Genomic DNA, 13,801 nt, shown 5'->3' with positions numbered 1-13,801 from the left:
ACTAAAGTAATAGTTATGACCGAGTCCTCTGAAGCCCAGCAGATACCTCTGGCGGTGCGTCGCCTGCGCAAGCTCTACGCCCGGAACCCGCTGGCGACCCCGGCGGAGCTCATCCAGCACCTAGGCAGCATGTTTGTGCGGGACTTTACCCTGGTGGGGAGCGCCCAGGCAGGTGCCCAGGAGCTGACACCCAACCTGCTCGGAACGGTAAGCCGTCACCAGCGAGTGGCAGGGCTGACCCAGGCCGCCGCTCATCTGGGCGCCCTCAAAGAGGGCACTGCCACTTACACTCGGGCGGCAAGCCAAGGGATCCGCACCACCGGGCAGGTGGGTAGTTCCCAGGCCATCAAAACCTACCTGCACGGGGTGGCCCTGATCTATGGCATCCCCGTAACCAATAGTGATGAGGCCGCACAAGCGGTGCTGGGCACCGATGTTAAAGACTTACTGACCCATATTGAGACCAGCCCAGAGCCTACCGGCAGCAGGCCGAGCCAGATCAATGTGCTGGGTGCGGTAGCCGCCATTGGACTGCGCAACCCTCAAACCCTGCTGCTGGTGACGGCAGGTGAGCAGCTTATTAAGGCTGGCGGGGCGATGCTAGCTAACCAGAGCACCCGCAAAGACTTTGCCCAACAGCTGATCGCCCAAGTAGAGCAAACCCTGGGGCAGGCCCCGGCCCAGTTCAGCCATGAGACTTTAGAACTTATGGGGAGCCAAAACCCCACCGCCCAGCCACCACAGGAGATAGCACCGGTAGAGCAGGTGCGCCCCAGCACCGAGCAGGAGTTAGCAGAGGCTAGCGGGGTTTCTGCGCGCGGTGCCCGGCTTGCGGCTCGGGCCTTTGTGAGAGCTCGTGCCGGCTTGCGCAATAAGTAGGTAGAGAAAACCCCGCCACCCTAGCCCCCTAGAGGGCCTGGGCTGGCGGGGTCTAGCCCCCGTGCAGGGAGAGATTCTTACGAATCGAGCTGGGCGGCTTCCTCTGCGCTGGAGCTACCAGCTGCCGGCTCCGACTCCTGCTCTGCAACGAACTTGGGGGCACGGTCCATGTTGAGTGCATCGGGGAAGACAGCAGGTAAGGAACCGAAGGTCTCTTCCACAGCCTTGACAACGTTCTTCCCGAGGGCCAGGTTAGCGCCACCCCCCACAACCGCACCTATGCCAAAGGGTAGGGCCCGGCCCATCAGGGCACCAGACTGGCGGGCCAAGAATCGTTTGAAGAACATATTGCGAATTGTGCGCTCGATACTGAAAATCTTGCCGGAGTCCTTGGAGCCCATCATCATGCCCCACTTGCGGGATGCCCCGCCGGTCTTACCTGTGTGGGCCAGAATCGAATTCATGAGCACTGAGCCATCTTCGCCTAGCATGATAGCCATAACCATGAGGCGGGCCTTTTCGGGGTCATCAACGTGAACGCCGTGCAACTCGGCCATAGCCTGGGCGTAGACGGCGGTGCGCTCCATGTAGCCACCTACGGCTAGGGCAGAGAGGCCCAGGGAGGTAATGGTGCCCAGGCCGGGCACAAAGGCAGTGGCTCCTACAGCTCCACCGCCTACGGTGACATCCCGCAGGTAGGCCTTTTCTAGGCGCTTAGCAATTTGCTGGGGGGTTTCCTGGGGGTGCTTCTGGCGCATTTTTTTGAGCAGGGAAAGGACCAGGGGGCGCTGTGCTTTGAGCACGGTATCGACGGTGCGGGTTACAGCGGGCTTAGGCTGGCCGTTGGAATCAAAGGCACTGGATGCGTTGAAGTTGAACATAGTCTCAGCTTACAGCCTGTCTTCCTAGAAACACAGTCTGCTTACTAAAGCCGGTGTACGCCTAGGGCGTTAAGGCAGTGGACCTACCTGCTTAAGGGGCCTTGCAGTAGCTCAATCAGTTCGTCGGTACCCAGGGCGGAAGCCGGGTGCGGACCTGCACTAACCAGGCGCGCGGCAGTCTCCGGGGCGAGCGCATCAGCAGACCCCACCAGAATCAGGTTGCCGGCCTGCTTGCCGGTCAGCATGGCGGTATCAGCCAGGCACCAGAGGTGCTCAAAGACCTCAAGCAGGGTACGGGCCTGGGCACTAAAGAAAGTCAGCCCGGCGTCATCGCCCACATTGACCACCAGCTTACCCGCCGGGGCGAGCACCTGGCGCAGATCGGTGTAAAACTCAGGGGTGGTCAGGTGGGCAGGGGCCTCCCAACCAGAAAAAATATCTAGCACCACCAGGTCCACCCCAGCGGGGGTATCAAGCTCCTCTGCCAGCCGGGGTGCGGCGGTCGCGGCGTCCTCGATCAGCACCCGACAGTCGGTGCCCTCCGGCAGGGGCAGCTCTTGCATGACGAAGCTGGGAAGTTCGCGCTCAATGTCCACAGCCAGTTGGCGGGAACCAGGCCGGGTGGCTTGCAGGTAGCGCACCAGGGTCAGGGCACCGGCCCCTAAGTGGGCGGCGGTGATGGGCTGACCGGCTGGGGCTAGTATGTCGGCGAGGTTGCCGATACGGCGCAGGTACTCATAGAAGATATAGCTGGGCCGCCCCAGATCAACGTGGGACTGTTCGGCCCCACCGATTTCTAGGATGTAGCCGGTGTCTGAAAACCCGTCGCGGGCAACAGAGGCCGAAAGCCCCGAGAAGGAAAGCTGGATAGCGCGTGACATGCCCACTAGCTTACAGAGCTAGCGGGCGCACCGCCTACCGGTGAAGAGGTAATAGGCCCGCTAGCCCCTAGTGCAAGTGACGCAGGTCTTCGTCGGCGGAAAAGCCCTGCGGTTCCAGCTGGAAGGTGGAGTGCTCAATAGAGACCTCAAAATGCTCGGCAACACAGGTTTGCAGGTTCTTCAAAATCTGCACCGTGTGCCCGGAGGTAAAGCACTCATCATCCAAGACAATATGGGCGGTGAGCACCGGCAGATCAGAAGAAATCTGACTGGCGTGCAAATCATGCACCGCCAGAACGTGCTCCTGGCCCAGCAGGTGACTGCGTACCAGCTCCAGGTCAAGGCCCGGCGGGGTACTCTCCAAGAGCACACTCACCGTCTCACGGAAAAGTTTGACGGTGCGCGGAATAATCAGCAGACCAATCAGCAGGGCAACAAGAGCATCGGCCTGATAGAAGCCGGTACGCCAAATAATCAGTGCAGAGATAATCACCGCCACCGACCCCAGGGCATCGTTAAGCACCTCTAGAAAGGCCGCCCGCATGTTGAAATTAGAGCGGTCCCCGCCCACCAACACCGCAATCATGATGACGTTACCCAGCAGACCCACCAGACCAAAAAAGAGGACCTCGCGGCCAGGAATCTCTTCCGGGTGCATAAAACGCTGGATAGCCTCATAGAGAACAAACAGGCCAACACCCAGCAAGACCGTAGCCTGGAGCATAGCCGAGATAACCTCCACCCGGCGAAAACCCCAGGTGTGCCGGTCCGAGGCAGGGCGCAAAGCCAGGCGGGTGGCCACCAGGGCCACACTCACCCCCAGGGCATCGGTAAAAACGTGGACGGTATCAAAAAGCAGAGCCAGGGAGCCAGTCAGCCAGGCCCCCACCAGCTGGAAGGCAACCAGCGACCAGGCTATAAGCACCACAAGGCGCAGGCGCTTAAGGTTCTGCCCTCCGGCATGCGAATGTTGATGGCTGTGGGAGTGACCCATGTGTGTGCCCCTAATAGATACCGAAATTATCGTAACTGCCAACCGGCTGGGTGATGTCCGCGTCCAGGTGATCTACCCGGCCAGCGGTATCACCCGATTTAAGTTCAGCAAGGAGGCCCTCCACCGCGGCCCGGCTCCCCTGGGCGACAATCTCCACTGAGCCATCATCCAGGTTCTTAGCGTAGCCCACCAGCCCCAGGGGCTTAGCGATACCCGCCGTCCACCAGCGAAAGCCCACACCCTGAACCTTGCCGTAGACAGTGGCCATGAGCTGCACTTCAATCGGGCCGGCGGGATCCTTGCTTGAAAAAATATCGAAAAAACCCATAGCTTCCCTTCCTGACGCTACATCTTAAGGATTACTCAAGGGGCGTGTACCCCAGCCCAGCGCTTTACCCACCAACTTCCCTTAGGCGCCAGCCCCGAGCCAGTTGGTGGGTAAAACACCCAGCGAGATTTAGCCTCAGGAGCACCCTTGAATAAGCCTTCTAATAGCCCAGCTTAGCGTTAGTGAGCACCGGGATAGACTGCCGGGCGTCAGCCACCCGGGACAGGTCCAGGTCAACCACCAGAATCTCCGGTGCCTCACCGGCCTCCACCAGGGTAAGGCCCAGAGGGTCAACTGCACGAGAGTAGCCAACACCGCGCGGCTGGGTAACATCGGCGCGGGCATCAGCGCTTGCAGGGGAGGCCTGATCAACAGCCAGCACAAACTGGGTAGAGTCCAGAGCGCGGGCAGTGGTCAGCACCTGCCACTGGGCCACCTTACCTTCACCGCCCGCCCAGGACGCGGCCACAACAGTTGCCTGGGCACCTGCCCGCGCGTACTCCGTAAAGAGCTTGGGGAAACGAAGGTCATAGCAGGTAGCTAGCCCTATAACCGTGCCATCGACAGTGATAGTTCGCAGACTCTCCCCCGCTTTCACCCCGTCAGATTCCTTAAACCCGAAGGCATCGTAGAGATGAACCTTAGTGTAGATAGTCTCGGTGCCGGTCTGGTCGTAGGCATAAAGGTTGTTATAGACCCTCAAATCCCACTCATCGGATAGTTCCACCGGAGCAAAGCCCCCGGCAACCAGGGTGAGGTAGTGTTCGCGGGCTATCTCAGCCAGAGCAGACCGGAAAGTGAACTCGTGCTGGGCGGCAGCATCGTAGAGACTCCCCCCAAAACACCGCATGGCGGCCTCGGGAAAAACCACCAGCCGGGCCCCACGAGCAGCGGCCAGTGCCGTGTACTCACGAATCGTAGCGATGTTACGTTCAACGTCCTGGGTGCTGAGCATCTGGCAAAGGGCTATCTTCATAGCTCCACTCTAAGCCCATAGACCGGTAGCTTCTAGTTCTTTAGAGACCTGCCTGCTCGGTGAAGGCAGCTACCATATGGTCAGCGCTGGTGGATGAATCAACCTTCTCTACCAGAACCCCGTCTATCACGAAACTGGGGGTACCGTGTACGCCTACCTCATTACCTGCCTCAAATTCGTCCTGAATAAGTTTGAGGCCACCGGCATCGGGTAGGTCGGCTATAAAACGATCAGTGTTCAGCTTGAGTTCCCGGGCATAGCCGGTAAAAATCTCGGTGAGCTGGGCGACATCTGTAAGACCCTTCCACTCCGTTTGATGTTCAAAAATCTTCCCGCTCATGGCCATATAAGCACCCTGCTTCTCCGCCGCCTGTACCGCCTGAGCAGCCGGAAGAGCGTTTGCGTGCATGGGCAGGGGGAAGTGACGCACAGTAAGGTTCATGGTGCCCGCCAGACGGCGCGCTACCTCACGGTAGGTCGGGTCAGTGCGGGCACAGTAGGGGCACTGTAGGTCGGTGTAGAGGGTAACAGTTGGGGCGCCTTCAAGCACAGTGTTCAGATGGTAGCCAGAATCAGTGCGCACACCTGTTTCAACCGACTGCTCGCCCGCAGGTGAAGCACTTGGGCTGGTTTCTGAGGCCTGGTTACCGCTTGCGGCCTTACTACTCTGTGCGGTTTTATGGCCTGTCCCGCAGGCAGTCAGAGCCAGCGTAGCCATAAGGCCCAGGGCCGATCGGCGGGGGAAAACAAGCATAAAGCCTCCTGGCTCAGTAATAATCTTTGCTCTCACTTTAGAGTCCACCACACCCAGGTTTTATGTCACAGACTGTCAGCAAACAATAGCTCCCATGAGATACCACACAAACGCATGCCCTGCCGCCCTTAAACCCCACCCAAAGGAATAAACTCGAAAGTAAAGATAGGTGGCATACAGCCACCGTGCGCACCAGCCCGCCAGGGACCGCGCACCACCCAAAAACGCCACAAGGATGTAGACCAAATATGACCAACGGCATGTATATCTCAGCCATGAACCAGGGCTCCGGAAAGTCCCTCATCGCTATCGGCCTCGTTGACTCCCTCGTCAAAGAAACCGACCGTGTAGGCTTCTTCCGCCCCGTCTTCAGCGGCGAGATCGAAGCGCAAGACCCGCTCATCCGGCTACTGCGCACCAAATACGACCTGACCGAAAACCAGGCACGTGGCGGTGTCTCCCTGGACCGATGCCGCGAACTATTAGCATCCGGGGATCACGAGGAAATGTCCTCCATCGCCGTTTCCATCTACTCCGACATGGCAAAGCACTGCGACGTCATCATCGTCGATGGCACCGACATGCTCGCCCACAACGCCGCAACCGTTGAATTCGACCTTAACGCCCAGTTCGCCAAGGACCTCGGCACCCCGGTTATCGCCGTGGTTGGCGCGCAGGAATCAAGCGTCTCCGACGTCGTCAACGCAGTCGATGTAGCCCGCACCGAACTGCACGCCGCCAAGGTCGACGTCCTGGCCGTCATGGTCAACCGCGCCCGCCCCGAACTGCGCGAAGAAATCCTCAAGAACGTCAAGCGCGGCCCCTCCCAGCGCCCCGTCTACGTGCTCCCCGAACTACCCGAAATCGCCCTGCCCACCGTGGCAGAAGTTGCCGGTAGCCTCAACCTAGAGCACGACGGCATGAGCCAAGACTTCCTGGACCGCGACATCCACGACATCAAAATCGCGGCCATGACCGTCTCCAACTTCCTCTCCCAGTTCACCGACGGAGACTTCGTTATTGTCCCCGGCGACCGCTCAGACATCATGGTCGCAACCCTAGCCTCCGCCCTCTCCCCTACCTTCCCGGCCCCCTCAGGTATGCTCCTGACCGGCGGCCTGGCCGGTGAGCTCAAGGGCGACACCGCCATCGGCCAGCTGGTTGAAAAGGCCCCCTTCCCGGTCTTCTCAACCCAGCTCGATACCTTCAAGGCAGGCCGGGCCGTCTCACGTATTCGCGGCCAGCTAGCCCTAGGCCAGCCCCGTAAAATTGCTACCGCCCTGGGTGAATGGTTCCGCAACGTAGACGAAAAAGAACTCTTTGAGCGTCTCAACCTGGAACGCCCCGCCACCATGACCCCCCTGCGCTTCTTGCACAACCTGATCGAGAAGGCCCGCAGCGACCGCCGCTCTATTGTGCTGCCCGAAGGCTACGACCCCCGTATCCTGCGCGCCGCCTCCATCATCGTGCGCCGTGACTTCTGCGACCTGGTTCTGATTGGCAACCCCGCCAAGATTGCCGAAATCTGCCAGCGTGAATCCATCGACCTGCCTCTGGCAGAAGAGGGCAAGCGCGGTGTTACCATCATCGACCTGGACGAGAACCCCTACACCGATGACTTCGCCGCCACCTACGCCGAACTGCGCGCCCACAAGGGTATGACCCTGGAAGGCGCCCAGAACCGCATGATGGACCCCTCCTACTTCGGCACCATGCTGGTCTACAAGGGCATCGTGGACGGCATGGTCTCCGGCGCGGTTAACACCACCGCCAACACCATCCGCCCCTCCCTGGAGTTCATCAAGACCCGCGACGGTGTCAAGGTTGTCTCCTCGGTCTTCCTCATGCTCATGGAAGACCGCGTGCTGGTCTTCGGTGACTGCGCGGTCAACCCCAACCCCAACTCCGACCAGCTAGCCGACATTGCCAAGGCTTCTGCCGAAACTGCCCGCCAGTTCGGTGTAGACCCCAAGGTCGCCATGCTCTCCTACTCCACCGGCACCTCCGGCTCCGGGGCGGATGTAGAAATCGTTGTTGAGGCCACCGACAAGCTCCGGGAAACCAACCCCGACTTCGCTTTTGAAGGCCCCATCCAGTTCGACGCTGCCTCCAATATGTCCATTGCCTCCTCCAAACTGCCCGGTTCCCAGGTAGCTGGACAGGCTACCGTCTTCATCTTCCCGGACCTGAACACCGGCAACAACACCTACAAGGCTGTTCAGCAGACCTCCGGTGCTGTCGCCGTTGGCCCGATTCTGCAGGGCCTGCGCAAGCCCGTAAATGACCTGTCCCGTGGTTGCACCGTTGAAGACATCATCAATACCGTAGCGATCACCGCTATTCAGGCACAGACCCTCTAAAGCCCGCCAAACCAAAGGAAAACATACATGCTCGTTCTCGTTATCAACTGTGGCTCATCATCGGTCAAGTACCAGGTGCGCGACACCTCCGCTAGCGGCGAAGACAACCAGGTCATCGCTAAGGGCCTGATCGAAAATATCGGTGGGGCAGAGATTCCCACCCACACCGAGGCCCTGGACATCATGGCTCAGGCCCTAGTGGAGCCCCTGCACGGCAAGACCATCGACGCTATTGGCCACCGCATCGTCCAGGGCGGCGATGTCTTCTCTGAGCCCGTCCTGGTCACCGATGAGATTATCGCCCAAATTGACGAACTCTCACCGCTGGCACCCCTGCACAACCCCGCCCACGTTCTGGGTCTCAAGGCCGCGCAGGAAACCTACCCCGGTGTCCCCATGGTCGCTGTCTTTGATACCGCCTTCCACGGCACCATGCCCGAGCACGTCTACCGCTACGCTGTGCCCCAAGAACTGGTCGAGAAGTACGGTGTGCGCCGCTACGGCTTCCACGGCACCTCCCACGACTATGTGACCGGCATTGCCGCTGACTTCCTGGGTCTTGACCGTTCCGAGTTCAACGGTGTCATTGCCCACCTGGGTAACGGTGCTTCCATTACCGCCGTACAGGGCGGCAAGTGCCTGGATACCTCTATGGGCTACACTCCCCTGGCTGGCCTGGTCATGGGTACCCGCTCCGGCGACATTGACCCCTCGGTTCTGACCTCAATTATGATGCGCGACCCCGAGATGACTCCCGCTAAGATGGATGCCCTGCTCAACAAGGAATCCGGCCTGCTGGCTATTGCTGGCAACAACGACATGCGCGCTGTTGTTGAGGCAATGGAAGCTGGCGATGCCCGCGCTCAGCTGGCCCTGGACATGACCTCCTACCGCCTGGCTAAGTACATCGGTGCCTACCACGTTGCTGTGGGCGGCGCGAAGGCCCTGGTCTTTACCGCAGGTATCGGCGAGAACTCCCACCAGTTCCGCCAGCTGGCCGTAGAGCGCCTAGGTGCCCTGGGTATCAAGCTGGATGCTGAGGCCAACAAGGTACGCAGTGACGAGCCCCGACTGATTTCGACCGCTGATTCTGCTATCCCCGTTCTGGTGGTTCCCACCAACGAGGAGAAGGCTATCGCGGAGGCAACCGCCGCACTGGTCGCCTAACCAGCCTCTCGGCAAATGCCACGCTGTGCCCGCGCCCTGAACTATCAGGGAGCGGGCACAGCGCCTTTAAGGCTTCTATAAGGTTTATTCAAACAGCACCTTGCTCAGCGCTCTATCAGCCAACATCCCTGAACGCCAGACCCGATCCAGTTGGCTGATAGAGCAGTGAACTGGGACACCAAACGTTTGAATAAGCCTCAAGGGATGTGGGATGCTTGCCCTACAGCCTGAAACAAGGGAGTTTCTACCATGATTAACCGCTCAGCAAAAGGTTTACCGCCCCTCATCCACGTTCAGGGCGTGGCAACTATCGCAGCCTTCTTCCTGACCTTCCTGATTCTGCCGGTACTGGCCCTCAACGCCGCCAGCCTGCTCTGGACCCTAGCCAACCTGCCCCGCACCTACCGGGTGCTCCCGGCAAAAATCCTCCTGCTCCAAATCTTCTTTTGCGCCGTCAGCCTTTTCCTGCTGATTCTCCACACCGTTGTTCGCAGTGAATCCGTGCTCTAAGCACCCGCCCACTCCACGGCAGCCGCAGAAACAGGCACCATAGCCAGCTTTCTTGCTACTGTGGTGGGTAGAAAACAAACCCTAGCCAGCAGGATAGTAGATGAGCGAGAACACCCCAGGCGGTAGCAGCGGCCCCGACAACCAGGGAAGACCCAACACCCCACCGGCAGATGGCGGTAACCGGCACAACCAAGCAACAGGTACAGCCGGGCACCCCAGTGGCCCGCACGAGCCAGGGCTACAGAACCCGCTACCTAACGACCTCAGCAAGGGCTGGATGCCCGAAGACAAGCGCCAACGCCCCTTCTCACCGCTACCGGCACCCAAGCTCTTTGGCTACCAGTCCCTACTGCCCTTCAAGTTCATCAACGCTATTCGGCACCCCGCCGAGCTGCCCCTGGTCATCATGGCCTACGCCCTGACCCTACTGGCCTATGTGGGTGGGGCCGTCTACCTGATCTCATCCTTCATCGCTCTTGTCACCGACAGTAAACCCGCCTTCAGTGGCTTAGGGAGCCTGGTCAGCCAGCTGGTTGTCCTGGCTATCTACCTGCCCCTAGGGATCTTCCTGGCCCGTGCCCTCATGTACGCCCAGCTACGCATGACAGGTGTGCGCATCAGCCCCACCCAGTTCCCCGATGCCTACCAGATGGTCGTTGAAGCGGCCCAGGCAGCGGGCCTGCGTCGAGTACCCGATGCTTATGTCGTACTCGGTAACGGTGTCATCAACGCCTACGCCGCCGGGCACGGGCACCGCCGTTTTATCGCCATCTATTCCGACCTCTTCGAAATCGGTGGGGCCGCACGCAACCCCGAGGCCCTGCGCTTTATCATCGGCCACGAAGTCGGTCATATTGCCGCCGGCCACACCGGCTACTTCCGCCTGATCTTCACCTCCTTCTTCATGCAGATCCCTATTGCGGGCAAGCTCCTCTCCCGCACCCAGGAATACACCGCCGATAACTTTGGCTACCGCTACGCACCGGAGGGGGCAGAAACCACCACCTGCGTCCTGGCCGCCGGTAAATACCTGGTCAATGATGTGAACTTCCACGAACTAGCCAACCGCGCCGTCTACGAGCGGGGCTTCTTCACCTGGGCCTACAACCTGACCACCACCCACCCGCCAGTAACCTGGCGCGCCCACGCCCTGCGTGACCGCAGCGAGCCGGGCCGTCTGATCTGGCGGCCCAAGAACAACCCGCCCTACCCCCTCTCCATGATCCCTGCGGCAGAACCTGCTGAATCCTGGGCTGACCCCCTCCAGGCCCTTGACTACATGGGTATTTACCCCGAAAATCCGGCCAACCAGCACTGGGGTTCTGTAGAAACAACCTACCGTAAGCCCGCCCAATACCGGGACCGTAGAGTCGCAGATATGCTCAATAACGGTTGGATTCCCCCGCACCTGCGCCAAGCACCTCAGCCGCCACAGGGGCCGGGCATGCCAGGCCAGCAGAATCAAGCACCAGCTCACCCTAAGGCACCTCCGGCCCAGGCTGATACCCCTCCCACCGCAGAACCAGAAAACGGCGGCCCCAGGCCGTCAGATTCCTAGCCACCACCACCGTGTCTCCTCAACGTCCGCTCAAAACCTGGCGGCCCGACCCGCTCATTACCCTCATCCTGATAGCTCTTATCCTGGCTATCCTTGCACCCGCGCGGGGGGACTTCGCGGAGGGGTTCAGCCTAGCCACCAAGCTAGCTATCGGCTTGCTCTTTTTCCTCTACGGCGCGCGCCTCTCACCCCAAGAAGCCCTCCAGGGCCTCAAACATTGGCAGCTCCACGGCACCATCCTGGCCCTCACTTTTATCCTTTTCCCGCTGATTGGTCTTGCCCTCTACCCCCTGCAGGCGGTCATCGGCAGGGAGCTTTACCTGGGCCTACTCTTCATGACCCTGGTGCCCTCCACCGTGCAGTCCTCGGTCGCCTTTACCTCCCTAGCTAAGGGCAACGTAGCCGGTGCCATCGTCAGCGCCAGCGCATCCAACCTTGCCGGGGTAGTCCTCACACCCCTACTGGTCATGCTTCTGATGCGCAGTGATCAGCTGGTTATCTCTGGCTCAGTCTTTGGGAACATCGCCATTCAGCTCCTGCTGCCCTTTATCCTGGGCCAGCTTCTGCGCCGGTGGGTGGGAGAAATTGCCCGCAACAAACTGACCAAGCATATTGACCGGCTTTCTATCGCCATGGTGGTCTACGCGGCCTTTTCGGACGGTATTGTGCAGGGCATTTGGAGGCGTATTAGTCCCTGGCAAATTCTGTTTCTGGTGGTTCTCTCCCTGCTCCTGGTGGAGTTCCTGCTCTGGCTCAGCGGGGTCCTTGCCCGCAAACTGGGCTTTAGCTACGGCGACCGGGTCGCTATCCAATTCTGCGGCTCCAAGAAGTCCTTAGCCACGGGCCTGCCCATGGCCGCCGTCATTTTTGGTGGAGCCCAGGTGGGTGCCCTCATTCTGCCGCTGATGATTTTCCACCAGGTTCAGCTCATGGTCTGCGCGGCTAAAGCCGCCCGCTGGGGCAGGCAGGCGCACGAAACCCCCTAAGAAGCAAGTCCGGCTCGGCTCTCACACGGCGCAGGTGCAGCCCTCCTGCCGGGGCACCTACCCCGCAGCTACCACACCAGGCACAGTAGTTGCTATGCTCCTGGCCTATGCCAAGGCTGTTAGCTCAACCTGTCCCTCTCGTGCGTAAGTTTTTCCATCATCACCCAAGCTCAATAACTTGGCCGCCGTCTCGACCGCCCACCTCTGCGTGGGGTAGATCAATGTCTCCAGGGCATCGGCAAGGGGAAGCCACACAAACTGATCGTGGAGAGTCTCATCAAGCTCCACAGGCCCAGGGGGCATGATAGCTACCGCATTCGGAACCAGCATCACCGTATCGTAGTTATCATCATAAAACTGTGCTACATTACGAAACTTAAAAAGCTGGCTGGGCCAGCTTCCTGTCTTAGCATGAACCTGACGCGCGAAAGCATCCGAAATGCGTTCCCCCTGCACCAGTTTGCCCGACACAGTTTGCCACTCACCGGGCATAGGAACCGCGGCATCTGTGCTCAAACGGCGTAATAATAAGAACTCCAGGCTCCCGTCTTCCCTCCACCGGGCGGGGTGTACATCAACATAAAAAACGCCGACTGGGCGAAGACGCTCCCCAAAATCATCAATCCGCATTTGCTTGTCCTTTCACCTAGCTGAGATTGCCATAAGCACATATAACTATAGGAAAGGTGCATCCTGCACCTTCGCTGCCGAACGGATAAAAACCCACAACCACTATTGGCTTTCACGGTATTGAACGCTGTTCGCACCTAGCCTACAGTGGGAGCCATGACTCTCACACAGGCACTCCTTGGTTTCGCCGGTATCGCTTTCCTGATTACCGTCATTCCCGCCACCGATACCGCCCTAGTACTGCGCTCCTTGGTGGCCGGGGGCAAGAAAAGCGCCTACGCCTGCGTCATGGGTATTACCAGCGGGCTCCTGATCTGGGGAGTCACCGCCGCAACCGGCCTAGCCGTGCTCATGGCAGCCGCACCCACCGTCTTCGACCTGATGACGGTAGCCGGTGGTCTCTACCTCATCTATCTGGGAATCAGCTTCCTCCTCACCCTGCGCCGCTGGAACCAGGTCACCGCCCTCAAAACTGAGCAGGCCGCCCTAGCTTCTCTGCCCCAGCCCGCACCCGGCGAACTGGGTCAGGCCGCACTCGGCGGACACCAGGCCCCCCGCCCCTCAGGTAGCGCCCACAAGGATTTTCTAGCCGGCTTTATCGCCAATATCCTCAACCCCAAAATCGCGGTCTTCTATATTGCTAGCGTGCCGCCCTTTATGGTTGCCAGCGTCAGCCCGGTCCTTATGGGATCCCTGCTGGCCTTAATTCACGGCGGCATTAACGTGGCCTGGTTCGCGGTCATTATCTCCCTGGCCACCCTGGCCATGAAGTGGCTACTGCATCCCCGCGCGGCCCTGGTCATTGACGGAGTCGCCGGAGCCGTCCTGCTCGTTTTCGGGGTGCTCATTCTGGTGGAGGCCACCCACAAGTTCCTCTAGGCCCACAGGGACAGAAGG

At 59.8% G+C, this 13,801-nt stretch carries 14 protein-coding genes; 7 read left to right on the top strand and 7 right to left on the bottom strand.

From position 1 onward, the window contains the following. Positions 1–15: 15 nt before the first annotated feature. Positions 16–879 (top strand): hypothetical protein, encoded by an 864-nt coding sequence (locus ACN08V_RS00200; RefSeq protein ID WP_419104096.1) that lies wholly within the window; start codon positions 16–18, stop codon positions 877–879. Between the two features lie 77 nt (positions 880–956). Here ACN08V_RS00200 and ACN08V_RS00195 read toward each other — a convergent pair whose 3' ends face one another. The 6 genes from ACN08V_RS00195 to ACN08V_RS00170 all read right to left on the bottom strand — a co-directional run bounded on the left by ACN08V_RS00195 (position 957) and on the right by ACN08V_RS00170 (position 5,693). Further along, positions 957–1,760: a di- and tripeptidase gene (locus tag ACN08V_RS00195; protein ID WP_419098924.1), complete on the bottom strand. Its 804-nt coding sequence runs from the start codon at positions 1,758–1,760 to the stop codon at positions 957–959. 83 nt (positions 1,761–1,843) lie between these two features. Beyond that, positions 1,844–2,641, bottom strand: a complete 798-nt coding sequence (locus ACN08V_RS00190) for a spermidine synthase (RefSeq protein WP_419104095.1) — start codon at positions 2,639–2,641, stop codon at positions 1,844–1,846. 67 nt (positions 2,642–2,708) lie between these two features. Continuing rightward, the gene (locus ACN08V_RS00185; protein WP_419104094.1) at positions 2,709–3,635 is read right to left on the bottom strand and encodes a cation diffusion facilitator family transporter; all 927 of its coding nucleotides are present in this window, start codon (positions 3,633–3,635) and stop codon (positions 2,709–2,711) included. A gap of 10 nt (positions 3,636–3,645) precedes the next feature. Further along, positions 3,646–3,963: an acylphosphatase gene (locus ACN08V_RS00180; protein ID WP_419098919.1), complete on the bottom strand. Its 318-nt coding sequence runs from the start codon at positions 3,961–3,963 to the stop codon at positions 3,646–3,648. 160 nt (positions 3,964–4,123) lie between these two features. Next, on the bottom strand, positions 4,124–4,939 hold the full coding sequence (locus ACN08V_RS00175; protein WP_419104093.1) for a nitrilase-related carbon-nitrogen hydrolase: 816 nt from the start codon (positions 4,937–4,939) through the stop codon (positions 4,124–4,126). 40 nt (positions 4,940–4,979) lie between these two features. Beyond that, the gene (locus ACN08V_RS00170) at positions 4,980–5,693 is read right to left on the bottom strand and encodes a DsbA family protein (protein ID WP_419104092.1); all 714 of its coding nucleotides are present in this window, start codon (positions 5,691–5,693) and stop codon (positions 4,980–4,982) included. A 248-nt stretch (positions 5,694–5,941) separates the two neighbouring features. On the opposite strand from ACN08V_RS00170, the gene pta reads away from it, so the two are divergent. The 5 genes from pta to ACN08V_RS00145 all read left to right on the top strand — a co-directional run bounded on the left by pta (position 5,942) and on the right by ACN08V_RS00145 (position 12,274). Beyond that, positions 5,942–8,053, top strand: coding sequence for a phosphate acetyltransferase (gene pta, locus ACN08V_RS00165; protein WP_419104091.1), 2,112 nt, complete (start codon positions 5,942–5,944; stop codon positions 8,051–8,053). A 27-nt stretch (positions 8,054–8,080) separates the two neighbouring features. Beyond that, positions 8,081–9,220 (top strand): acetate/propionate family kinase, encoded by a 1,140-nt coding sequence (locus ACN08V_RS00160; protein WP_419098915.1) that lies wholly within the window; start codon positions 8,081–8,083, stop codon positions 9,218–9,220. A 249-nt stretch (positions 9,221–9,469) separates the two neighbouring features. Beyond that, positions 9,470–9,730 (top strand): hypothetical protein, encoded by a 261-nt coding sequence (locus tag ACN08V_RS00155; protein ID WP_419104090.1) that lies wholly within the window; start codon positions 9,470–9,472, stop codon positions 9,728–9,730. Positions 9,731–9,830: 100 nt separating this feature from the next. Then, positions 9,831–11,288, top strand: a complete 1,458-nt coding sequence (locus tag ACN08V_RS00150; RefSeq protein WP_419104089.1) for a M48 family metalloprotease — start codon at positions 9,831–9,833, stop codon at positions 11,286–11,288. A gap of 11 nt (positions 11,289–11,299) precedes the next feature. Continuing rightward, a complete protein-coding gene (locus tag ACN08V_RS00145) occupies positions 11,300–12,274 on the top strand; it encodes a bile acid:sodium symporter family protein (protein ID WP_419104088.1) in 975 nt (324 codons plus the stop codon). 105 nt (positions 12,275–12,379) lie between these two features. Here the strand turns inward: ACN08V_RS00145 and ACN08V_RS00140 are convergent, their stop codons facing one another. After that, positions 12,380–12,904, bottom strand: coding sequence for an NUDIX domain-containing protein (locus ACN08V_RS00140; protein ID WP_419098911.1), 525 nt, complete (start codon positions 12,902–12,904; stop codon positions 12,380–12,382). Positions 12,905–13,060: 156 nt separating this feature from the next. Here ACN08V_RS00140 and ACN08V_RS00135 point away from each other — a divergent pair, with 156 nt between their 5' ends. Then, positions 13,061–13,783, top strand: a complete 723-nt coding sequence (locus ACN08V_RS00135; protein ID WP_419104087.1) for a LysE family translocator — start codon at positions 13,061–13,063, stop codon at positions 13,781–13,783. The last annotated feature ends 18 nt before the right edge of the window (positions 13,784–13,801 follow it).

This window comes from Rothia sp. P5766, assembly GCF_048513555.1.
Lineage (GTDB): Bacteria > Actinomycetota > Actinomycetes > Actinomycetales > Micrococcaceae > Rothia.
Note: the sequence above shows the minus strand (reverse complement) of the source record. Positions and strands in the feature narration are given on the sequence as shown.